The organism is Pseudomonas sp. MF06569 (genome assembly GCF_059862735.1).
Genome location: NZ_JCBCUZ010000005.1, coordinates 171,251 through 191,935 on the forward strand (window position 1 = coordinate 171,251; position 20,685 = coordinate 191,935).

The 20,685-nt window shown below is 55.5% G+C and carries 20 protein-coding genes and 2 pseudogenes; 11 read left to right on the forward strand and 11 right to left on the reverse strand.

All coding sequences use genetic code 11. The features are described 5' to 3' along the window. Positions 1-12 precede the first annotated feature (12 nt). Positions 13-678: a bifunctional 4-hydroxy-2-oxoglutarate aldolase/2-dehydro-3-deoxy-phosphogluconate aldolase gene (locus AC19YQ_RS07595; protein ID WP_133077279.1), complete on the forward strand. Its 666-nt coding sequence runs from the start codon at positions 13-15 to the stop codon at positions 676-678. A 184-nt stretch (positions 679-862) separates the two neighbouring features. On the opposite strand, the gene AC19YQ_RS07600 is transcribed toward AC19YQ_RS07595, so the two are convergent. Both AC19YQ_RS07600 and AC19YQ_RS07605 read right to left on the reverse strand, forming a co-directional pair. Continuing rightward, positions 863-2,053: an aminotransferase class V-fold PLP-dependent enzyme gene (locus tag AC19YQ_RS07600; protein WP_500594866.1), complete on the reverse strand. Its 1,191-nt coding sequence runs from the start codon at positions 2,051-2,053 to the stop codon at positions 863-865. A gap of 11 nt (positions 2,054-2,064) precedes the next feature. After that, positions 2,065-2,301 (reverse strand): DUF3820 family protein, encoded by a 237-nt coding sequence (locus AC19YQ_RS07605; RefSeq protein ID WP_019829144.1) that lies wholly within the window; start codon positions 2,299-2,301, stop codon positions 2,065-2,067. Positions 2,302-2,508: 207 nt separating this feature from the next. Between AC19YQ_RS07605 and AC19YQ_RS07610 the strand changes: the two genes are divergently transcribed. Next, complete coding sequence (locus AC19YQ_RS07610) at positions 2,509-2,976, forward strand: PA2169 family four-helix-bundle protein (RefSeq protein WP_133077281.1); 468 nt, start codon at positions 2,509-2,511, stop codon at positions 2,974-2,976. 133 nt (positions 2,977-3,109) lie between these two features. Here AC19YQ_RS07610 and AC19YQ_RS07615 read toward each other — a convergent pair whose 3' ends face one another. Both AC19YQ_RS07615 and AC19YQ_RS07620 read right to left on the reverse strand, forming a co-directional pair. Continuing rightward, entirely contained in the window at positions 3,110-3,580 is a 471-nt protein-coding gene (locus AC19YQ_RS07615) for a MaoC family dehydratase (protein WP_019829146.1), read from the reverse strand. 76 nt (positions 3,581-3,656) lie between these two features. Beyond that, entirely contained in the window at positions 3,657-4,601 is a 945-nt protein-coding gene (locus AC19YQ_RS07620; RefSeq protein ID WP_326427282.1) for an alpha/beta hydrolase, read from the reverse strand. Between the two features lie 209 nt (positions 4,602-4,810). Here AC19YQ_RS07620 and fadD2 point away from each other — a divergent pair, with 209 nt between their 5' ends. Continuing rightward, positions 4,811-6,499, forward strand: coding sequence for a long-chain-fatty-acid--CoA ligase FadD2 (gene fadD2 / locus AC19YQ_RS07625; RefSeq protein ID WP_133077283.1), 1,689 nt, complete (start codon positions 4,811-4,813; stop codon positions 6,497-6,499). A 359-nt stretch (positions 6,500-6,858) separates the two neighbouring features. Further along, positions 6,859-8,550 (forward strand): long-chain-fatty-acid--CoA ligase FadD1, encoded by a 1,692-nt coding sequence (gene fadD1 / locus AC19YQ_RS07630; protein ID WP_133077284.1) that lies wholly within the window; start codon positions 6,859-6,861, stop codon positions 8,548-8,550. Between the two features lie 145 nt (positions 8,551-8,695). On the opposite strand, the gene AC19YQ_RS07635 is transcribed toward fadD1, so the two are convergent. After that, complete coding sequence (locus AC19YQ_RS07635; RefSeq protein ID WP_133077285.1) at positions 8,696-9,073, reverse strand: hypothetical protein; 378 nt, start codon at positions 9,071-9,073, stop codon at positions 8,696-8,698. A gap of 279 nt (positions 9,074-9,352) precedes the next feature. On the opposite strand from AC19YQ_RS07635, the gene AC19YQ_RS07640 reads away from it, so the two are divergent. Together AC19YQ_RS07640 and def are read left to right on the forward strand one after the other, a co-directional pair. Beyond that, complete coding sequence (locus AC19YQ_RS07640; RefSeq protein WP_133077286.1) at positions 9,353-10,306, forward strand: YihY/virulence factor BrkB family protein; 954 nt, start codon at positions 9,353-9,355, stop codon at positions 10,304-10,306. Between the two features lie 2 nt (positions 10,307-10,308). Further along, on the forward strand, positions 10,309-10,848 hold the full coding sequence (gene def / locus AC19YQ_RS07645) for a peptide deformylase (protein ID WP_219262902.1): 540 nt from the start codon (positions 10,309-10,311) through the stop codon (positions 10,846-10,848). On the opposite strand, the gene AC19YQ_RS07650 is transcribed toward def, so the two are convergent. Further along, positions 10,802-11,251 carry a GNAT family N-acetyltransferase gene (locus tag AC19YQ_RS07650; RefSeq protein ID WP_500594867.1) on the reverse strand — a complete coding sequence of 150 codons (450 nt, stop codon included), beginning with the start codon at positions 11,249-11,251 and terminating at the stop codon, positions 10,802-10,804. The two genes, def and AC19YQ_RS07650, sit on opposite strands and share 47 nt — an antisense overlap. Positions 11,252-11,941: 690 nt before the next feature. Here AC19YQ_RS07650 and AC19YQ_RS07655 point away from each other — a divergent pair. Together AC19YQ_RS07655 and AC19YQ_RS07660 are read left to right on the forward strand one after the other, a co-directional pair. Continuing rightward, a pseudogene (locus AC19YQ_RS07655) lies at positions 11,942-12,613 on the forward strand (PAS domain-containing protein); the annotation flags it as partial. A gap of 120 nt (positions 12,614-12,733) precedes the next feature. Next, positions 12,734-13,162, forward strand: a pseudogene (locus AC19YQ_RS07660) (methyl-accepting chemotaxis protein); the annotation flags it as partial. Positions 13,163-13,183: 21 nt separating this feature from the next. On the opposite strand, the gene gntR reads toward AC19YQ_RS07660, so the two are convergent. Next, entirely contained in the window at positions 13,184-14,215 is a 1,032-nt protein-coding gene (gene gntR, locus AC19YQ_RS07665; RefSeq protein ID WP_133077290.1) for an HTH-type transcriptional regulator GntR, read from the reverse strand. A 229-nt stretch (positions 14,216-14,444) separates the two neighbouring features. Between gntR and AC19YQ_RS07670 the strand changes: the two genes are divergently transcribed. Together AC19YQ_RS07670 and AC19YQ_RS07675 are read left to right on the forward strand one after the other, a co-directional pair. Beyond that, on the forward strand, positions 14,445-14,978 hold the full coding sequence (locus AC19YQ_RS07670; protein ID WP_133077291.1) for a gluconokinase: 534 nt from the start codon (positions 14,445-14,447) through the stop codon (positions 14,976-14,978). Positions 14,979-15,063: 85 nt separating this feature from the next. Further along, positions 15,064-16,416 carry a GntP family permease gene (locus AC19YQ_RS07675; protein ID WP_019829158.1) on the forward strand — a complete coding sequence of 451 codons (1,353 nt, stop codon included), beginning with the start codon at positions 15,064-15,066 and terminating at the stop codon, positions 16,414-16,416. Positions 16,417-16,528: 112 nt separating this feature from the next. On the opposite strand, the gene alaC is transcribed toward AC19YQ_RS07675, so the two are convergent. Then, positions 16,529-17,737, reverse strand: coding sequence for an alanine transaminase (gene alaC, locus AC19YQ_RS07680; protein ID WP_219262900.1), 1,209 nt, complete (start codon positions 17,735-17,737; stop codon positions 16,529-16,531). A gap of 199 nt (positions 17,738-17,936) precedes the next feature. Here alaC and AC19YQ_RS07685 point away from each other — a divergent pair, with 199 nt between their 5' ends. Further along, positions 17,937-18,428 (forward strand): GyrI-like domain-containing protein, encoded by a 492-nt coding sequence (locus tag AC19YQ_RS07685; protein ID WP_326397490.1) that lies wholly within the window; start codon positions 17,937-17,939, stop codon positions 18,426-18,428. Here the strand turns inward: AC19YQ_RS07685 and AC19YQ_RS07690 are convergent. From AC19YQ_RS07690 to AC19YQ_RS07700, 3 genes are all read right to left on the reverse strand, one after another. Further along, positions 18,425-18,931 (reverse strand): GNAT family N-acetyltransferase, encoded by a 507-nt coding sequence (locus tag AC19YQ_RS07690; protein ID WP_133077294.1) that lies wholly within the window; start codon positions 18,929-18,931, stop codon positions 18,425-18,427. The two genes, AC19YQ_RS07685 and AC19YQ_RS07690, sit on opposite strands and share 4 nt — an antisense overlap. 120 nt (positions 18,932-19,051) lie before the next feature. Next, positions 19,052-20,230, reverse strand: a complete 1,179-nt coding sequence (locus tag AC19YQ_RS07695; RefSeq protein WP_326397492.1) for a GAF domain-containing sensor histidine kinase — start codon at positions 20,228-20,230, stop codon at positions 19,052-19,054. 149 nt (positions 20,231-20,379) lie between these two features. Continuing rightward, positions 20,380-20,685 carry a PepSY domain-containing protein gene (locus tag AC19YQ_RS07700; RefSeq protein WP_133077296.1) on the reverse strand — a complete coding sequence of 102 codons (306 nt, stop codon included), beginning with the start codon at positions 20,683-20,685 and terminating at the stop codon, positions 20,380-20,382.

The following is a 20,685-nucleotide window of genomic DNA, read 5'->3' on the forward strand; positions in this document are numbered from 1 at the left end:
GGATCAGCTGCCATGACAACAACAATTGCGAACGTATCGATGGCGGATAAAGTCGCCCTGATCGACAGCCTCTGTGACCGTGCACGCATTCTGCCGGTGATTACCATTGCTCGCGAACAAGACATTCTGCCATTGGCAGATGCGCTGGCGGCAGGTGGCCTGACGGCCCTTGAGGTGACTCTGCGCTCGGCGTTCGGCCTCAAGGCCATCCGCATTTTGCGAGACCAGCGCCCTGAACTGGTGACGGGAGCGGGTACCGTGCTGGATCGGCACATGCTGGCGGCGGCTGAAGAAGCCGGTTCGCAATTTATTGTCACCCCAGGCATCACCCGTGACCTGCTCCAGGCCAGCGTTGCCAGCGACATCCCGCTGCTGCCGGGTATCAGCAATGCCTCCGGGATCATGGAAGGCTACGGGTTGGGCTACCGTCGTTTCAAACTGTTCCCGGCTGAAGTCAGTGGCGGTGTGGCCGCGATCAAGGCATTGGGTGGCCCGTTCGGTGAAGTGAAATTCTGCCCGACTGGCGGTGTCGGCCCGGCCAATATCCGCAGCTACATGGCGTTGAAAAACGTGATGTGCGTGGGTGGTAGCTGGATGCTGGACAGCGAGTGGATCAAAAACGGCGATTGGGCCCGTATCCAGGAATGCACCGCTGAGGCGCTTGCTCTGCTGGATTGATGTTTTAGTACGAATAGTTGTGTGTTCTACGGTTTTTGGTGCGCTTGGTCGGCGCACCTTTTTTTTGCCTGAAAAACACATGGTCGGTGATGTGGGAGCGGGCTTGCTCGTGATGATCTCACTGCGGTCTATTTGAAAAACCGCGTCGTCAGCATCGCGAGCAAGCCCGCTCCCACAGGATCGACTAATTGCCCTGCGACAGCTCTCGCAACGCGTTGACCAGCTGATTGATGTCATCCAGGGTGGTAGTGAACCCAACGGTAATCCGGATGCAGCTGCCACACGCCGAGCCATTGCGCGCGACGGTGAACAGGTTGTAGTCCTTGAGCAGGCGCTCAACCATCGGCTGCTGATCCTGCACATGGGTAAAGCGCAGCGAGGTAATCGCGCAGCGCAGTCGCGGATCATCCTCGATCAGCACTTCAATCCCCGGCATTTTTCGCGCTTCACTGACCCACAGGTCGCGCAGGTAGTTCAGTCGTGCCCCTTTGGCCTGTGTGCCTCCCATGTCCTGGTGCTCCTGCAACACTTTGGGCAGGGTCAGCCAGGCCGGTATGTTTGGCGTGCCATAGGGTGAGCGGTTGCGAATGTCCGGCTCGGGGTAATGCTGGTTGCCCATGTCGGGGTCAATATCGGCCAGGCGCTGGGGGTCGATGTACATGAAGCCCAGGGTCAGCGGTCCGCCGATCCATTTGTGCAGGTTGTACCCCGCAAAGGCGACGCCCAGAGCCTGCAGGTCGAACTCGATCTGGCCCAGGGCGTGGGCGCCGTCAAGGATCACGTCCACACCATGAGATGTGGCCGCCGCGACAATGTCCTGCACGGGTAATACAAGCCCGGTGCGGTGGGTGACGTGGGTGAGCGCCATCAGTTTGAGCCTTGGGTGACGCTCAAAGGCTTCGCGATAACTGGCCACCAGACTTTCATGGGTGGCGGGGTGCTTGTGGGATATTTCAATGACCTCAAGCCCGCGCTGCTGTGCGACCCAGCGCATCGCATATTCGACGCTGTGGTACTCCAGGTCGCAGATCAGTAACTGATCGCCGGGCTGCAGGCGGTTGTAGTTGCGAATCAGCGATTGCAGGGCATCGGTCGCGCGCGAAGTCAACGCGACGCCGGACGGGTCAACGCCCAGCAGGTCAGCGAGCTGGTCGCGGATCTCAACGCTCTGAGTCTCATCGAAGTGCTGGCGCACCGGTAGCGAGTTGTTGCGGTTAATAAAGTCGACAGTGCGCTGATAGTCCTGCGCCACGTCGCGAGTCATGCGCCCGAAGTAGCCGTTCTCCAGATTGATCGGGCCGGGAGCTACGTCGTAGCGCTCGGCGATGGCGTGCCAGAAGTTTTCGTCGCGGGCGTTATCTTCAATCCTTGGCATGGGCAACTCTATTAGTGACGGGGTTTGGGTTTCGAGTGTTTGGCGCGTAATGGGTCGAGCAGGTCCGACAGGCCGTTGTGATCGATCTCTTGCATCAGGGCCAGCAAGCCGCCCAGTTCACCGTGGGGGAAGCCCTGGCGGGCAAACCAGTTCAGGTACTGTCCGGGCAGGTCGGCGATGATTCGGCCCTTGTATTTGCCGAAGGGCATCTCGCGAGTGATCAGGAGTTCGAGTTTTTCGGGGTTCATGCAAAGGCCTTCAGGTGCGTAACGCGATGGAATGAAAATACAGGCAATTTGCATGAAGGCCAATTGACAGATCATGCATATAAACCGGATACAGTTTTTTTGTGTTTTTTTAAGCTATTGATATTCAAGCATTTTATTTAATTCAAAAACTGGCACGAGCCCTGCAATCTCTATTGCACGATCCTCAACCTTGTAAGGAATTGAACAATGACTGACCTCAATAAAGAAGCCATTAGCGTCCTGAACGATTTGATCGAAACCAGCAAAGACGGTCAGGAAGGGTTTAAAACCTGCGCCGAAGACATCAAGCACCCAGAGCTCAAGGCGCTGTTTGCCAAGCGCTCAGCCGAATGTGCAGCCGCTGCTGCCGAGTTGCAGGCTCAGGTACGCGCTTTGGGCGGCGATCCTGAAACCAGCACCAGCGTGGCCGGTGATTTGCACCGCCGTTGGGTAGACGTGAAATCCGTGTTTACAGGCAAGGATGAAGAAGCGGTGCTCAACGAAGCCGAGCGCGGCGAAGATCATGCCCTGAAAGCCTACAAGGAAGCGCTGGAAAAAATCAGCAAGCACAATCTGGTAGGTATTCGTGATCTGGTAGAGCGTCAGTTGCATGGCGTGCAACGCAATCACGATCAGGTCAAGGCCTTGCGTAACGAGGCACGTGCCCGGGCTTGATTAGCCCGGGGCGGGTAGATCCAGTTTAGATCTACAGCGGGAGCGGGCTTGCTCGCGACAGCAACAACCCGGTATGAGGCATGTACCGGGTTGATTGCATCGCAAGCAAGCCCGCTCCCGCATGCATTGGGTTTTAGCCAATGCTGATTGCCGGTAGCACCGGCAAGGTCACGGTTTGTTGTTTGCGTGGCGCAATGATTTCAGCCTCGCCATCAACGACAATTTCATCGCGCTGATTGAAGACACGGGTCGCAATGCGCACGCGAAATTTTGGCAGCTTTTCCAGAATTTCCAGACGCACGGTGAGGGTGTCACCGATTTTTACCGGCTTCTGAAAGCTCATTTGCTGGCCGACATAGATAGTGCCAGGGCCCGGAAGTTCGCAGGCCACGGCAGCACTGATCAGTGCGCCACTGAACATGCCATGGGCAATGCGCTCTTTGAACATGGTCGCAGCCGCGAACTCAGGATCGAGGTGCACAGGGTTGTGGTCGCCGGACATGGCCGCAAAAAGCTGAATGTCGCGCTCTCCGACGGTCTTGCTGTAGCTGGCAGTCTGGCCGACTTCGAGGGCTTCGTACGGGGTGTTGGTAACCTGGGTCATCTAGCGCATGTCCTGTGACGAGTATTCGGTTTTAAGATATTGATTTTAAAGTACTTTATAGCGAAATTGTGGTTGCTCATTCGCTGCGCAGCGGGCGGGTATGGCTCAATGCATGATTGAGCCAGGCGATCACATCCGCCATCACTGCGTCGCGATTGGTTTCGTTGAAGAGTTCGTGCCGCGCTTGCGGATACAGATTCAGCTGCAACTGGCGATTGCCGGCATCTCGCAAAGCCTTGGCCAGATCAGTGAGACGCTTGCCTTCACTCACCGGATCACATTCGCCGCCCATTATCAGTAAAGGCAGGCCTGGATCGATCTGAGCGAGATTGGACGCTTTGCTGATTTGCTGCAACCCGCCAAGCAAATCGATCCATAGCTGGTTGGTGCACCGAAACCCGCACAGAGGGTCGCTGGCATAGGCATCGACCTGCGCCGGATCACGGCTAAGCCAGTCATAAGGTGTGCGATTGGGCTTGAAGGCTTTATTGAAAGAGCCGAAGGACAGCCACTCGATCAACGCACTTCGACCTTTTGGTCCCTGGCGCAAACGCTCGAAGCGGGCGATCAGGCTGGCCGCACGATAGAGCGCCACCGGCTGGAAATTTGAGGCGCTGAGAATGGCGCCTTGCAGGCTGGCACTGTGATGCATCAAGTACGCCTGGGCGATGTAGCTGCCCATGCTGTGGCCCAGCAGGAAAATCGGCACCCCGGGGTGAGCCTGGCCGATGTGTTGAGCAAGGCTGGCCACATCGCTGACGACTGCGCACCAGCCATCATTGTCGGCAAAGTACCCCAGAGTCCCCTGTTCGGCCGTTTTGCCGTGTCCGCGCTGGTCATGGGCATACAGTCCAAAACCGGCATCATTCAGGGTTTTGCCCAGGAGGGAATAACGACCACTGTGCTCGGCCATGCCATGAGCCAGCAGGACTATGGCCTTGGGCGTGCCAGCAGGCAGCCACTGGTTAACGAAAAGACCACTTCGGTCATTCGCGTCCAGCCAAAAAGTCTCAGGGGTCATGGCAGTTCCTTCATTTGTTGTCGTAGCAGTGTATAGCGCATTTGCAGAGCGGCCACTTATCAAGGAGTCGTGTTGTAATAAGATTCAAGATGTAAATGGCGAAGATCGCTGTATTTGCCTACAACTTGATAACTGTTACCGTCCGCAAGTTCCGCTTTTCACGAAGTGAAAGTTGCGGCAAGACACGCTCAGGTACGAGGATAAAAATAATGCAACCTGATTTCTGGAATGACAAACGTCCCGCCGGGGTACCGCTGGATATCGACATGACGACCTACAAATCGGTCGTTGACGTGTTTGAGCGCTCCTGCAAGAAATTCGCGGACCGCCCGGCCTTCAGCAATCTGGGCGTGACCATCAGCTATGCCGAACTGGAGCGCTACAGTGCTGCTTTTGCCGGTTACCTGCAGGAACACACCGATCTCAAGCCCGGCGATCGTATCGCCGTGCAAATGCCCAATACCCTGCAGTACCCGATTGCCGTATTTGGTGCGATGCGTGCGGGGCTGGTGGTGGTCAACACCAACCCGCTCTACACCTCGCGCGAGATGCACCATCAGTTCAAGAGCGCCGGGATTCGTGCGCTGGTGTACTTGAACATGTTTGGCAAGCGCGTGCAGGAAGTGCTGCAAGACATCGAAATCGACTACCTGATCGAAGCCAGAATGGGCGACATGATGCCGGCCGTAAAAGGCTGGGTCACAAATCTGGTGGTCGACAAGGTTAAAAAGCTGGTGCCGGCCTATCAGTTACCCCAGGCGATCCCCTTCAAAAATGTTTTGCGCCGTGGCGCGGGTCAGGTTATCCGCCCGCTGACGACATCCCTGGATGACACTGCGGTGCTGCAATACACCGGCGGCACCACCGGCTTGCCCAAGGGCGCGATGCTGACCCATGGCAATCTGATCGCCAACATGCTGCAACTGCGTGCCTGCCTGTCCCAGCATGGCCCGGATGGTCAGCCGATGCTCAAGGACGGCCGCGAGATCATGATCGGCCCATTGCCGCTCTACCATATCTATGCTTTCACCGCCAATTGCATGGGGATGATGGTCACGGGCAACCATAACGTCCTGATCACCAATCCGCGCGACATCAAAGGGTTTATCAAGGAGCTCAAAAACTGGAAATTCACTGGTTTCCTTGGCCTTAACACCTTGTTTGTTGCGCTCATGGATCACCCTGACTTCAAGACCGTGGATTTCTCCGGGCTCAAAATCACCAACTCGGGCGGCACGGCGCTGGTCAAGGCCACGGCAGAGCGTTGGGAAAAACTCACGGGGTGCCGGATTGTTGAAGGTTACGGGCTCACTGAAACCTCCCCGGTGGCCAGTGCCAACCCTTGCGGTTCACTGGCAAGGCTGGGGACGGTGGGCATGCCGGTTCCCGGTACGGCCATGAAGGTGATCAGCGACGAAGGTGTCGACCTGGGCCTGGGCGAGAGAGGCGAGTTGTGCGTCAAAGGCCCTCAAGTGATGAAAGGCTACTGGCAAAACCCCGAGGCCACGGCCGAAGTACTGGATGCCGAGGGCTGGTTCAGGACCGGTGATATCGCAGTGATTGATCCGGATGGTTTTGTCCGTATTGTCGATCGCAAAAAAGACCTGATCATCGTCTCCGGTTTCAATGTGTACCCCAACGAAATTGAAGACATCGTGATGGCCCATCCAAAAGTGGCCAATTGCGCGGTCATTGGCGTACCGGACGATCGCACCGGGGAGGCGGTCAAATTGTTTGTCGTGCCTCGTGCAGGCGGAGTGACCGTTGAAGAACTGAAGGCTTACTGCAAGGACAACTTCACCGGTTATAAGGTGCCCAAGCAAATCGTGTTGCGCGATTCCTTGCCCATGACCCCAGTGGGCAAAATCCTGCGTCGCGAGTTACGAGATATCGCCTGATTCGTTCAGCCTGGCGACAGACGCCCGCTTGCCTTGAGGCAGTGGGCGTTTTTTTCAGCCATGAAAATGACCAATCGTTATCGATAGCCCCAAATGAATGATCTGTGAGGCCCGATATAGAGGGGTTTTGTCGTTAATAGAGTTTTTGCACTAATGATGACTTTGGATTGTCCTACAGTCAGGTTGGTGACTCTAAACCCTGTTTTTGGCTCTAGGCGGCCTTTGGCAAAGCTGCTACTCTCGGCGCGCTTTGTGACTTCTAGGTAAGTAAAAGCCAGATCTGTCCATTATAAAAATCAAACAAATAAGAACCGCACCCGATGCGGTGAAGAATTCGCGACGCTGAGGAGTGGGCTTCCATGATTGAAGGCTTTTGGAAGGATAAGTACCCAGCTGGGATTGCTGCTGAAATCAATCCCGATGAATATCCAAATATTCAGACGGTACTGCGAGAGTCTTGCCAGCGTTTCGCTGATAAACCGGCGTTCAGTAACCTCGGCAAAACCATCACCTACGGTGAGCTTTACGAGCAGTCCGGCGCATTTGCTGCCTGGTTGCAGCAGCACACCGACCTGCAACCCGGCGATCGCATCGCCGTGCAGTTGCCCAACCTGTTGCAATACCCGATCGCTGTGTTCGGAGCCATCCGCGCCGGCTTGATCGTGGTCAACACCAACCCGCTGTACACCGCGCGGGAAATGGAGCACCAATTCAAGGACTCCGGCGCCAAAGCGCTGGTATGCCTGGCGAACATGGCGCACCTGGCCGAGAAGGTCGTACCGCAGACCTCGGTCAAGTATGTGATTGTCACCGAAGTGGCTGACATGCTGGCGCCCTTCAAGCGTGTGCTGATCAACGCTGTCATCAAGTATGTGAAAAAGATGGTCCCGGCCTATTACTTGCCTCAGGCCATCAAGTTCAACGACGTGTTGAGCAAAGGCCGTGGCCAGCCGGTCAAGGAAGCGAACCCGGTAAGCAGTGAAGTTGCCGTGCTGCAATACACCGGTGGTACCACGGGTGTGGCCAAGGGCGCGATGCTGAGCCATCGCAACCTGATCGCCAACATGCTGCAGTGCAAGGCGTTGATGGGTTCCAACCTCAACGAGGGCAGTGAAATCCTGATTACGCCATTGCCGCTTTATCACATCTACGCATTTACCTTTCACTGCATGGCAATGATGTTGCTCGGCAACCACAACGTGCTGATCAGCAACCCCCGTGATTTGCCTGCGATGGTCAAGGAACTGTCCAAGTGGAAGTTCAGCGGTTTTGTCGGTCTTAACACCCTGTTTGTTGCTCTATGCAATAACGAGGCGTTCCGCAAGCTGGACTTTTCGGCCCTCAAGATGACGTTGTCGGGCGGCATGGCCTTGCAACTGTCGGTAGCTGAACGCTGGAAAACCGTGACGGGCAGCCCGATCTGCGAAGGTTATGGCATGACCGAAACCAGCCCTGTGGCTTCGGTGAACCCGATCCAGAACATTCAGGTAGGCACTATCGGCATTCCGATGCCTTCGACCCTGTGCAAAGTGATCAATGATGCCGGTGAAGAACTGCCGCTGGGCGAAATTGGCGAGCTGTGCATCAAGGGCCCGCAGGTCATGAAGGGTTACTGGCAGCGTCCTGACGCGACCGCCGAGATCATGGACAGCGATGGCTGGTTGAAGTCCGGTGATATTGCGGTCATTCAGCCTGATGGCTACATGCGTATCGTCGACCGCAAGAAAGACATGATCCTGGTGTCGGGTTTCAATGTTTACCCGAACGAACTGGAAGATGTGATGGCTTCCTTGCCTGGCGTATTGCAGTCAGCAGCAATCGGCATTCCGGATGAAAAGACCGGTGAATTGATCAAGGTGTTTATCGTGGTCAAGCCGGGCATGACGCTGACCAAGGATCAGGTCATGGCGCACATGCGTGCCAATCTGACTGCCTATAAGGCTCCGAAATTCGTCGAGTTCCGCGACAGTTTGCCGACTACCAACGTAGGTAAGATTCTGCGCCGTGAACTGCGAGACGAAGAGCTGAAGAAACTGGGCCTCAAGAAGTAACGGGCCTGGATACGAAAAAGCCCCGCATTGCGGGGCTTTTTTGTTTTGAACGCAACGCTTGTAGTCGCTGCCGAAGGCTGCGATGCAGGTGTGTGGCGTTCAAAAAACGGGCTGCTACGCAACCCTTCGCAGCCTTTGGTAGCGACTACAACACAAACTGTGCGAAGTTGACGCCGGTACCTGTCGGACGCACGTCCTGCAAGTAGGAGTCTTTGTCCGCGCTCAGCTCAAGGCTCATGGTCGGCGTACGTTTGTGCGTTGCGCGAACGACCATGCCTTCGCGTTTTTCACGCAGGAATGCAGTGGTCACCTTCAGGTGGAGCAGTTCGTCGGTGCTTGGGGTGTGCAGCAACAGGTGCACCCATTCGTATTGACCGATGGCCAGGCGGGCCAGCGGAATATCGAACCACCAGATGTTCTTGTTGGTGTTCAGTGCGGCGAAATGGCAGTTGTTGACGCCGAGTACCGCGCCGCCGAGTTCCTGGTTTCTGCGGGCAATAGCCAGCTTTTTATCGAGTTTCATAAACTTCCTACAATTGCGGATCTTCAGCGCCATAGCCTGAATACGTCGCGTATTCTCGGGGGTTAGCGAGCAAACATAAAGCCCAACCTGCTCTGATCGACGAAATGATCGGCAGAATTAAATGAAACTCGCTGCCGGGCCGGGGGGTCAACCTTGGAGTGGGCTTTTCACAGGTTTGGCGATCAAGTGCTTTCAAAGTCGCCAATTGGACTACTTTTAGGTACAACCCTTCGCTTGGAGGCGTGTGATCTCAATAACTCAGCGGCGAAAGGAGACGCTATGTTTTTTCCAGGCTTGAACGGCCTGCCTTTGGGCAAAGTCTTGATCAGAACGGTCAAGGAATTTATCGACGATGAGATGTCGACCTATGCCTCGGCGTTGGCCTATCAAATGCTGTTTTCGTTATTTCCGTTCATTCTGTTTCTGATTGCATTGATCGGCTTTTTGCATCTTCCCGATTTCTTTACCTGGCTGCGCCTGCAGTCCGAACTGGTGCTGCCACCGCAAGCGCTGGAACAGGTCAATCCGGTGATCGATCAATTACAGCAATCCAAGGGCGGATTGCTGTCGGTGGGTATCGTGATTGCGTTGTGGACAGCTTCCGCAGGCGTGCGGCTGATGATGAGTGCAATGAATGCCGCTTATGACGTGGTAGAAGGGCGTCCCATCTGGAAGCGTTTTCCGCTGTCGATTTTTTACACCATCGGTATTGCCGGCATGCTGCTGGTTGCTGCGGCACTGATGGTGCTCGGGCCACAGGTGATGAGCTGGCTCGCGGGGCAGGTAGGCCTTGAAGACTTTGTGGTGACGTTGTGGACCATCCTGCGCTGGCCGGTGATCATCCTGCTGCTGATGGTGGCCGTGGCGTTGATGTATTACGTGATGCCCGACGTGGAGCAGAAGTTTCGCTTCATTACGCCGGGCTCGGTGCTGGCAGTGGTGGTATGGATCATCGCGTCATTGGGTTTTGCCTTTTATGTCAAAACCTTCGCGGACTACAACGCCATGTATGGCAGTATCGGGGCAATCATCGTGCTGTTGCTGTACTTCTACATTTCGTCCGCAGTGCTGTTGTTGGGCGCTGAAATGAATGCTGTGATTGAACACATGTCGGCTGAAGGCAAGAATCCGGGTGAGAAGACGTTCGATGAGTCTGACGATCCTGATCCAAAGAAGCATGTCTCCGGCCTTGGGCGCGACCACTCCCTTAAACCCACTTCTGATGAATACTGACCATGATTCGTGAAATCTTGAAAATGGGCGATGAGCGTCTATTGCGTGTCGCAGAGCCAGTGCCGGATGAAATGTTCGACACGCCAGAACTCTGGCAATTGATCGACGACATGCTGCAGACCATGGAGCACGCAGGAGGCGTGGGCCTGGCGGCTCCGCAAATCGGGGTTGACCTGCAATTGGTCATCTTTGGATTCGAGCACAGCGAGCGTTACCCGGATGCTGAAGCCGTGCCTCAGACCATCCTGATCAATCCGTTGATCACGCCTCTGAGCCCGGCCCTTGAAGAAGACTGGGAGGGGTGCCTGTCAGTACCCGGTCTGCGTGGGGTCGTTGAGCGTTTTCACAAGATCCGCTACGAAGGCTTCACGCCCAAGGGTGAGCCGATCGTACGGGTGGCCGAAGGTTTTCATGCGCGGGTGGTACAGCATGAGTGTGATCACCTGATAGGTCGCCTTTATCCGTCACGGATCAAGGATTTCAGCAGGTTCGGTTTTATCGAGGTGCTGTTTCCTGATCTGGAGCCGGGTACCCAGGAGTAGTGGATCCCAGCGCTATCATCGCCTTGTTGCGTTGATAGCGAACCAGCCGCTCGTGCAGGGCGTGGGGCAACTCCACGTCCAGGCTGAACCCCAGCTTTTCATAGAACCCTTGCAGCTCGGGATCGCAGAACAACCAGACCGGTCCTTCGCAGGCTTTCACCGCATGCCTCACCAGCTCCCCTGCAACGCCTTGGCCGCGCAGTGCTGGCGCGACAAACAACCCGGTCAGCCAGTGGCCGTGAGCAATTGGCCGCAGACACAATCCGGCGACAATGTCCTCTTGGCGAGCGACCCATAATTGTGCGTCCTTGACCGCTTTCATCGACGATTGATGGGTACGGTAAAACTTGTTCATTAACGGCCATAAAGGTGCGTCAAGCGGGGCGTAAACAATCGCAGTCATAAGTCCACAGGCTTCAGGGAAGGGCTCGCAGTATAAACAAACAACGGAGTGGTTTTGTGCCGTTGTCGGTTTTTACTGGAAAGGGTTATTCGAAATTAAAACGCAAGAGCATTCATTCTTTTTTGAATAACGGGTTTTAATTAAAAGTTCGCAACGGATCAGTGTTATACCTGAGTTCACATCCTTGAACACTGGAGCGCACGACATGGCTAAAGGCATGGATTCAAAAAAGGCGGCGAAGAAAAAGCCGGCCAAAACAGCGGATGAAAAACGCGCTGATAAAAAATCCAAGAAATCCGATACTGGATTGTTTGGGCATTAAGTGATTTGCCGGGGGCTCAGTTCTTGGGCCCCTGCCAGTTTTAAAGTGCACATCCTCCATTTAGCTATTTTTTAAAGCGTGAGCGCTCCGTCGCAGCTTGATGGCTATGTGCTTGCACGTATCATTTGCCTAGCTATGCTCCACCGTTACGGGGCGTAGGCGATAAATGCTTTAACCCTCGAAGTGCGTACAGCTCTAACGTTAAAAGTTTAAAGCGCAGCCTTGAAACTTTTGAATTATCAATAGACAGCACCTCCAGGGATTGAGCCATGTTTAATTTGCATAACAAAGCCGACCTGCTTGAGAACAAACGTCTAAACGGCTCATTGAATGACACGTTAGCGAAGGTGCAGGCCATCAGTCGGTCCATGGCCATTATTGAATTCGCTCCGGATGGCACCATTCTTGATGCCAACGAGAACTTTTGCAGGGTAATGGGCTATTGCGCTGACGAAATCCGGGGCAAGCATCACCGGATTTTTTGCGAAGATAGTTACCAGAGGTCCAGCGACTACAGTCATTTCTGGAGTGATCTGGCCCGTGGAGAACCGTTGAACGGTACCTTTTCACGGCTCGACAAGGCCGGGCGCGAGGTGTGGCTTGAAGCCAGTTACATGCCCATTGTCGGCGCAGATCAGCACGTCACCCGCGTGATCAAGGTGGCTTCGGATATCACCGCTCGAATCAACAAAGAGCACGAAAACCAGAGCATTGTGAACGCCTTGAGCCGCTCGATGGCAATGATCGAGTTTTCTCCTGATGGCCGGGTGATCAATGCCAATCAGAACTTTCTCAATACCATGCATTACTCGCTGAGTGAAATCGTCGGTCAGCACCACGGCATGTTCTGTCGGCCCCATGAGGCCGAATCATCGGGTTATAAAGCATTTTGGGCTTCGCTCAATCGTGGCGAGTATCACTCCAGGCGTTTTGAACGGGTCGACAAACATGGGCACACGGTTTATCTCGAAGCCTCCTACAACCCGATTTTTGATGCCAAGGGCCGTTTGTACAAGGTGGTGAAGTTTGCCAGTGATATCACAGCTCAAGTCACCAATCTGCAAACTGCCGCCGAATCGGCCCACAGCACGTCGGTGCAAAACGACGCCTGTGCGCAGAAAGGCTCACAGGTGGTTCAGCAGACTGTGCAAATCATTGAAGCCATCTCCAAAGACCTCAACGAGGCGGCGCAAAGCATTGATGCGGTGAGCAAGCAGTCGGACAGCATCGGGAAGATTGTGCAGACCATTCGCGGGATTGCCGATCAAACCAATTTGCTGGCGCTCAATGCCGCGATCGAAGCGGCGAGGGCAGGGGAGCATGGTCGCGGGTTTGCCGTGGTGGCGGATGAGGTGAGAAGTCTGGCGGCGCGTACCAGTGCGGCCACCCTGGAGATTGTCGAAGTGGTCCGCAGAAACCATGACCTCTCGCTGAGTGCAGTGACCAGTATGCAGTCAAGTCTGAGTCGAACCGGCCTGGGGGTCGAACTGGCGAATGAAGCCGGGGAGGCGATTCTGGAAATCCAGCAAGGCTCCAGGCATGTGGTCGATGCCATCAGCCAGTTCAACTCAACGTTGCAACTGCATTAATTAACTGTGGGAGCAGGGGCCTTAGCTGCTCTCACGCACCATCAGTTCAAAACCCATGTCTTGCACCGGATTGGCCACTTTGTTGCCGGCCATCAGTGTGAGCATCTGCTCGGCCGCACGACGGCCGATGGCTTCTCGGGGGGTACGAATACTGCTTAAGCGCGGCACCATGAATTCCGAGGACGGCAGGTCGTTAAAACCTAATATGGCGATTTGCTCCGGGATTTTAATGCCGGTGCGTGCGGCTTCCAGCAGTGCGCCCTGGGCAAGGTCATCGTTGCCGAAAAAGATCGCATCTACCTGCGGATGGCTGGCCAGCAACTGCAGGAACAGTTCGCCACCAAGGCCAACAGAGGACGGGCGCGGTGTCAGCAGTTCAAGCTCCGGGTTGTACAAACCCGCCTGCTGCAAGGCGCGGCGAAAACCTTCGCCACGCAACAGCGTGCGCTGATCAAGTTGGGCGCCTATATAGGCCAGGCGCTTGCGGCCACGGGAGATCAGGTGCCGGGCAGCGGTTTCACCGGCCTTCAATTGGGAGAACCCGACGCAGTTCAGGCCCTCGGCGGCATCCAGCTCCATCATGTACACGCAGGGTACATTGCTGCTTTCAATCATCCGTCGTGAGCTTTCGGAACGGTCAAATCCGGTCAGCAGGAGGCCGCGCGGCTGATAGGCCATATAGTTGCGCAGCAGGTTCTCTTCTTCATCACGGGAGTAGTGAAAGTTGCCGATCAGCACCTCAAAACCCCGAGGACGCAATACGTCATGTATGGCTTCGAGGGTGTCGATAAACAGCAGGTTGGACAAGGACGGAACCAGCACCACGACGGAGTGGCTCTGTGCTGAAGCCAGTGCCCGGGCGGCCGGGTTGACCACGTAGTTCAGCTCATCGGCGGCAATTCGCACCTTTTCGGCAAGGTCCGTGGCGACGCTGCTGATACCGCGCAAGGCACGGGAGGCAGTGATGGGGCTGACCCCGGCCAGGCGGGCTACTTCGTTAAGGGTGGGGCGACCCGTGGTTCGGGTGTTTTTATCGTTTTTAGAGGTGGTCATCGGGGCGGCTTGCCAAACAAAAAACAAGTCACTAAGGTAGCGCTGTCCTGACGTGCCCGCAATTGCCTGATTGTGTGTAAATCAGTTACCCCAGCTTTGTATGTCGAGAGCGTCACCGCGTCTCCCCATAAAAATGAGAAATAGACGTCGGTAGCCTAGGCTTTGTGCTTTGCTTTCAAGTATTGAACGCATGGACAAAGACAGCGCTGTCTACGGACTGAGGTGTTTCATGAGTCAACCTATCACTGCTCTGGTCATCATGGGCGTTGCCGGCTGCGGCAAGTCCAGCGTTAGCCAGGCACTGTGCCAGCTCAATGGCGCGACCCCGATTGAAGGCGATGCGTTTCACCCTGCGGCCAACATCGACAAAATGAGTGCCGGTATTCCCCTGACCGATGAAGATCGTGCCGGCTGGTTAGACAGCCTGTGCGATGAATTGCGTCGTGCGGTTGCCAGTGGCCAGCGTCCGGTCTTGACCTGCTCGGCGCTAAAACTGCGTTATCGCGAGCGTTTGCGTGATGCGGTTGACGGTCTGGGCTTTGTTTTTCTGGAACTGACCCCCGAGGTTGCCGCTGCGCGAGTGGCCGATCGTCCGGGGCACTTCATGCCCAAGACCCTGATTGACAGTCAGTTCGCTGCACTTGAGTCTCCGACCAATGAGTCATTGGTGCTGACCTTGAATGCAGCCGAGATGAACATTAAGCAATTAGCGAGCGCTGCCCGGGATTGGTGGTGCGAGCAGACGGTAATGGCAACCTCATGATGTTGTTTCAAACAGATAGCGCTACCTGCCTCGGCTGTAGCGGCACCTACGTACTTGATAAGAACAAAAAGGCAGGAGACGCCCCATGCTAGGCATGTCCCACAATACGTTTCTGCTGCTCGATGCAGTGGTCACCATCATCGGCCTGATCGTATTGATCACCCGATTCAAGCTGCACCCGTTTATTGCCTTGATCATTGCCTCGGCGTTTCTTGGCTTGACCGCCGGCATGCCTGCCAACCTGATCATCAAGTCGTTCCAGGACGGTTTTGGTGGTGTATTGGGCTTTGTCGGGATCATCCTGGCGCTGGGCACCATGCTTGGCAAAATGATGGCCGACTCCGGGGGGGCTGACCAGATCGCCCGGACCCTGATCCGTGCCTTCGGCAAGGAAAAGGTGCAATGGGCGATGATGTTTGCCGCCTTCCTGGTGGGTATTCCGTTGTTCTTCGAAATCGGCTTTGTGCTGCTGATTCCGTTGGTGTTTATCGTTGCGCGTCGTACCGGCGTGTCGATCATCAAAATCGGTATTCCGTTGCTCGCAGGTTTGTCAGCCGTTCACGGTCTGGTGCCGCCGCACCCGGGGCCGCTGCTGGCCATTGGTGTATTCGGTGCTGACATCGGCAAGACCATTTTGTACGGCCTGATCGTTGCACTGCCTACCGCGATCATTGCCGGTCCGATTTATGGCACGTTCATCTCCAAGTACATCCCGGGTCACGCTTCCCAGGAGTTGATGGACCAATTGGCGAGCGAGCCGGAATCCAGCACGCTGCCGAGCTTCTCCATCACCTTGATCACTGTGCTGCTGCCAGTATTCCTGATGCTGCTCAAGACGTTTGCCGACGTTGCGCTGCCTGATGGCAACTTCTTCCGTGTCTGGATGGACATGATCGGTCACCCGATCAGTGCCCTGTTGCTGGCATTGCTGCTGGCGTTGTACACCTTTGGCGCGCGCCAGGGGATCGACTCCAAGCGCATCCTCAAACTGCTGGACGCGAGCCTGGCCCCTACCGCAGCGATCATTCTGATCATCGGCGCGGGCGGCGGGTTCAAGCAAATGCTGGTAGCCAGCGGTGTGGGTGACGTGATCGGCCATATGGCGGTGAACGCGCAAATTTCGCCAATCCTGCTGGCCTGGCTGGTGGCGGCGGTGATTCGTATTGCAACAGGTTCTGCGACCGTGGCAACGATTACCGGGGCGGGGATTGTATTGCCGGTAGTGGATATGATTCCGGGCGTTAACCGCGAACTGCTGGTGCTGGCAACAGGGGCGGGCTCGTTGATTCTGTCTCACGTCAACGATGCCGGTTTCTGGTTGGTGAAGCAGTACTTCAACATGACAGTGGCTGAAACGTTCAAGACCTGGACCGCGATGGAAACCATCCTGTCGATTGTAGGTTTGATCTTTATTCTGCTGCTGTCGTTGGTGGTTTAAGCGTCACCAAACCTGTGGGAGCGGGCTGGCTCGCGATAAGCGCAACGCGGTGTATCTATTGCACCGCGGCGATCCAATCGCGAGCCAGCCCGCTCCCACACGGGTTTATGGCTTAGCCCGGGTTAAAGCCGTCAGCCCGGAACATGGCGCGGATACCACGTAGCGCCTGGCGAATACGGTCCTGGTTTTCAATCAGGGCAAAACGCACATGATCGTCGCCGTATTCACCAAATCCTACGCCTGGGGACACACAGACTTTGGCATCCGCCAGCAACTTCTTGGCGAATTCCAGTGAGCCCATGTGTGCATAAGCCTCCGGGATCTTGGCCCAGATATACATCGAAGCTTTCGGGTTTTCGACCATCCAGCCCAGTTCGTGCAGCCCTTTGACGATGACGTTACGGCGCTGGCGGTACTGCTCGGCAATATCCTTGACGCACTGCTGGTCGCCTTCGAGCGCAGCGATCGCGGCCACTTGCAGCGGAGTGAAGGTGCCATAGTCGTGGTAGCTCTTGATCCGCGCCAGAGCGTTGACCAACTCCGGATTGCCCACCATGAAACCAATACGCCAGCCTGCCATGTTGTAGCTTTTGGACAGCGTGAAGAACTCCACGGCTACGTCCTTGGCGCCAGGTACTTGCATGATCGAAGGTGCTTTCCAGCCGTCGTAGACGATATCGGCGTAAGCCAGATCGTGAACCACCAACACATCGTATTGCTTGGCCAGGGCCACCACGCGCTCGAAAAAGTCCAGCTCCACGCATTGCGCCGTCGGATTGGACGGGAAGCCCAGAATCATCATTTTTGGCTTGGGGATCGAACCGCGAATGGCTTTTTCCAGCTCGGCAAAAAAGTCCACACCGGGGATCAGCGGCACCGAACGCACCTGGGCGCCGGCAATCACGGCACCGTAAATGTGGATCGGGTAGCTGGGATTAGGCACCAGCACGGTATCGCCCTGATCCAGGGTGGCCAGCATCAAGTGTGCCAGGCCCTCTTTGGAGCCGATGGTGACGATGGCTTCGTGTTCCGGATCGATCTCAACGTTGTAACGGTCGGCATACCAACGAGAAATAGCCCGGCGCAGACGGGGAATACCCCGCGAAGTCGAGTAGCCGTGAGTGTCTTCACGCTGTGCGACGGTGCAGAGTTTTTCGACGATATGAGGAGGCGTCGGGCCGTCAGGGTTGCCCATGCTGAAGTCGATGATGTCTTCGCCGCGACGTCGGGCGGCCATCTTCAGCTCAGCCGTGATGTTGAAAACGTAAGGGGGGAGTCGATCGATGCGCGCAAAACGGCGCGGCGAACCTTGGTCTGCCATGTGAGCCTCTGATACGTAAGCGCCCGGAACCGTCCGAGCGACGTTGACCACTGCGGTGGTCCGGGCAAAACAATACGGGCGGTGATGGCCTTTTGTCTAGATGCTGTCGGGGTCTATTTTTCCGCTGATCCGACCCAGCTGTATATTTGTTCCTATACTCAGCTGCTAAGTTTCCTACTTACTCTATCGAGCATGCCCCATGGATCAAATAGAAAAGTTCGAACTGTCAGCTCCGCGATTTGCCAAAGGTCAGTTTCAACTGATCGCGGGTTTGGGTGGCCGTTTCACTGAGGAGACCGCTGATCGAATTCCACAATTGTGGGAAAAATTCATCCCGGAAATCGGAAAAGTGCCAAGTCAAATTGGCGATGAAACCTACGGCGTTTGTTGTAACCCTGATGGCAAAGGAGGCTTCGAATACATTGCCGGCGTGGCCATCAGCAAGTTGGACGATCTTCCTGAACGGTATCGCTGGATCGAACTGCAAGAGCAGTCGTATGCGGTCTTTGAACATCGCGGCCCACTGGACACCCTTGCGCAGACGTTTCAGGCAATCTGGCAAGACTGGTTGCCTCATTCGGGCTACGAAGCTGCTGATGCGCCCGAGTTTGAACGTTACAGCGCGGACTTCAATCCGGACACCGGCGCAGGGCTGTTAGAAATCTGGTTGCCTGTTAAAAAGCCGATTTAGCTTGCGCGCAGTTGGGGCTGCGACGGTGATATCAGGGGCAGTACCAGGCGTCGCTCGCCACGGTAGGCTTCGCCTTGTTCGATCCAGCCCTGGCTCAGATAAAAAGCCAGGGCGCTGGCGTTGAACGGGCTTACCGACAGCATCAATAGCCGAATTTCGGGCCAGAACTGTCGAATGGCCCGGGGGAGTTCACGCAGGCAGGCTTTACCCAACCCCAGGCCCTGAACGCCGCTGTCGACTTGAAACGCATGCAAGGTTGCGCTGCCAGGCTCAGCCCAATGGGCCAAAAGCGGCTCACGCTTGAGCAGCATAAAGGCAACCGGAAACTCCTCACTGAGCAGCGCCAATCCCTTGATCCCCGCGTGCGGCTGAGCAGGCAGTGAGTGCAAGGCCGAAGCAATGTCGCCGCAAAAAGCGATTTGCTCAGGAGCTACCTCAATCTTGCGCAGTTGCTCGCGTTGCAGGGGGGTAAGGTCTTCATAAGCGCAGAGGCGGGTGTTCATATCTGGATTCTGTCGAGGCGCAATAGGGGGCAACTGACGGGTTGGATCAGTTACTGCTGAGCAGCACGTCAGTTTCTACCCATCAGGGGGCCAAATACAGATTTATTCGTCTATCGGTTTTCAGTTCATCGGCAAGCTGAAGGTGAAAACCGTGCCATGAACTTCATCGGAGGCGACTTCGAGTTGGCCTCCATGGGACAGGGCGATCTGGCTGGCAATGTACAACCCAAGTCCAAGACCGGCTTGCGGGATGTGGTTGGCCGGACGTGAATAGGGTTTGAACAAGTGTGGCAGCACATCAGCCGGAATGGTCTTGCCCTGGTTGGCCACCCTGATACTGAACACGCCATCCTGGGTCTGGATGGCGACGCGCACCGTGCCGGTGGAAGAGCCATGGGTGATGGCGTTGATCAGCAGGTTGGAGAGCAGTTGTGCCAAGCGGCCACTGTCACATTGAAGACCTTTGAGTTGACCTATCTGCGAGAGGATCAACCGCTCGGGATGAACATTTTGTATCTCTGAAATCACGTGGCTGAATACCTGATTCAGATCCCGGCATTCGCTCAAGGTCACGGGGATTCCGCTGCCGAGCCGTCCCCGGGCAAAGTCCAGGACGTCATTGACCAGCTGCGAGGCCCGATGGCCAGAGGTCAGGATGTGCTGCACCAGAACGTAGGTCTGCGGGTTGGAGTGCTTGCGCAGCAAGCGCTCGGCGGCGGCCGTAATGGCGAATAACGGGTTGCGCAAGTCATGGCCGATAACGGCGATAAATTGTTCGCGCAACTCAGCATTTTCTCGCTCCTGCTGCAGCGCTGTTTCTGTGCGCTGCAGGTTTTCTTCTGCTTCGATTTGCAGCGATAGCAGGCGTGAAAAAGACTCCATTGTCGACTGGATGGTGCTGTCCCTGAGGCGTGCAGGCTCTGGGTCAAGTGCACACAGGGTGCCGAAAAAACTGCCGTCGGTACGCCACACCGGAATCGTGATGTAGCTCTTGAAACGATACATTTTTGGCGTGTGATGGTTCTGGTACAGCGGATCTTCGCTGGCGTTGTCGATGACGATCGGCAGGTGCGAGTTCATGCTTTCAAAGCACAGGGTACTGACCAGGTCCAGCTCTCCACCCGGCTGCAAACCAAAGTTCAGATTGTCGAGTACCGCGCAGGCGGTCCAGGTTGTTTGGGTGACACGGGCAACGGCGGCAAAGCGCATTCCGGTCATTTCAGTAATGACCTTGAGGATCGCTGGAACAGCACTGATCCGGTTAATCGTTGCGATATCGTCAATCGCGCCTTGCGCCATGGTGGATGCTCTTGCTTAAAAAATTGATTCTAGTCATAACACTGAGCGTGGCACAAATTCCTGGAGGATTTGTATACAGGCCTGAGTTGGGCCAATAAAAAAGGCCGCCTCCTTCATAAATAAGGGGCGGCCTTTTTATTTAAATCAACTCAAGTGTCTTGTTTGTCCTGCAGGACCTCAGCTGTTTTGGCGTCGAGATCAACGTCCCACTTAACGCCTTTGGTATCGCGTAATTCAACTTCATAAACCAGTTTGCCGTAGGAATGATCAAGCTCTGTATCGAGAATGGTTGCGCCTGGGTGTTTATCCAGCGCCGCTTGATTCAACTTTTCAAATGAGGTGATTTCACCCGACTTGATCAGCCCTGGAATATGGTCTGGGCGTACATCTGCCTGGGCAACACCGGCAGTCAGTGCCAGGGCAAGAGTGGCGAATACTATATTCAGTGCTTTCAT

Excerpts from the sequence above, each read along its gene's own strand:
- AC19YQ_RS07615 (WP_019829146.1), bottom strand. The coding sequence starts at position 3,580 with ATGACCCAGGTTACCAACACCCCGTACGAAGCCCTCGAAGTCGGCCAG.
- AC19YQ_RS07685 (WP_326397490.1), top strand. The coding sequence starts at position 17,937 with ATGGATCAAATAGAAAAGTTCGAACTGTCAGCTCCGCGATTTGCCAAA.
- AC19YQ_RS07670 (WP_133077291.1), top strand. The coding sequence starts at position 14,445 with ATGAGTCAACCTATCACTGCTCTGGTCATCATGGGCGTTGCCGGCTGC.
- AC19YQ_RS07640 (WP_133077286.1), top strand. The coding sequence starts at position 9,353 with ATGTTTTTTCCAGGCTTGAACGGCCTGCCTTTGGGCAAAGTCTTGATC.
- alaC (WP_219262900.1), bottom strand. The coding sequence starts at position 17,737 with ATGGCAGACCAAGGTTCGCCGCGCCGTTTTGCGCGCATCGATCGACTC.
- AC19YQ_RS07690 (WP_133077294.1), bottom strand. The coding sequence starts at position 18,931 with ATGAACACCCGCCTCTGCGCTTATGAAGACCTTACCCCCCTGCAACGC.
- AC19YQ_RS07695 (WP_326397492.1), bottom strand. The coding sequence starts at position 20,230 with ATGGCGCAAGGCGCGATTGACGATATCGCAACGATTAACCGGATCAGT.
- AC19YQ_RS07675 (WP_019829158.1), top strand. The coding sequence starts at position 15,064 with ATGCTAGGCATGTCCCACAATACGTTTCTGCTGCTCGATGCAGTGGTC.
- fadD2 (WP_133077283.1), top strand. The coding sequence starts at position 4,811 with ATGCAACCTGATTTCTGGAATGACAAACGTCCCGCCGGGGTACCGCTG.
- gntR (WP_133077290.1), bottom strand. The coding sequence starts at position 14,215 with ATGACCACCTCTAAAAACGATAAAAACACCCGAACCACGGGTCGCCCC.
- AC19YQ_RS07620 (WP_326427282.1), bottom strand. The coding sequence starts at position 4,601 with ATGACCCCTGAGACTTTTTGGCTGGACGCGAATGACCGAAGTGGTCTT.
- def (WP_219262902.1), top strand. The coding sequence starts at position 10,309 with ATGATTCGTGAAATCTTGAAAATGGGCGATGAGCGTCTATTGCGTGTC.
- AC19YQ_RS07635 (WP_133077285.1), bottom strand. The coding sequence starts at position 9,073 with ATGAAACTCGATAAAAAGCTGGCTATTGCCCGCAGAAACCAGGAACTC.
- AC19YQ_RS07650 (WP_500594867.1), bottom strand. The coding sequence starts at position 11,251 with ATGACTGCGATTGTTTACGCCCCGCTTGACGCACCTTTATGGCCGTTA.
- AC19YQ_RS07700 (WP_133077296.1), bottom strand. The coding sequence starts at position 20,685 with ATGAAAGCACTGAATATAGTATTCGCCACTCTTGCCCTGGCACTGACT.
- AC19YQ_RS07600 (WP_500594866.1), bottom strand. The coding sequence starts at position 2,053 with ATGCCAAGGATTGAAGATAACGCCCGCGACGAAAACTTCTGGCACGCC.
- AC19YQ_RS07605 (WP_019829144.1), bottom strand. The coding sequence starts at position 2,301 with ATGAACCCCGAAAAACTCGAACTCCTGATCACTCGCGAGATGCCCTTC.
- fadD1 (WP_133077284.1), top strand. The coding sequence starts at position 6,859 with ATGATTGAAGGCTTTTGGAAGGATAAGTACCCAGCTGGGATTGCTGCT.
- AC19YQ_RS07610 (WP_133077281.1), top strand. The coding sequence starts at position 2,509 with ATGACTGACCTCAATAAAGAAGCCATTAGCGTCCTGAACGATTTGATC.
- AC19YQ_RS07595 (WP_133077279.1), top strand. The coding sequence starts at position 13 with ATGACAACAACAATTGCGAACGTATCGATGGCGGATAAAGTCGCCCTG.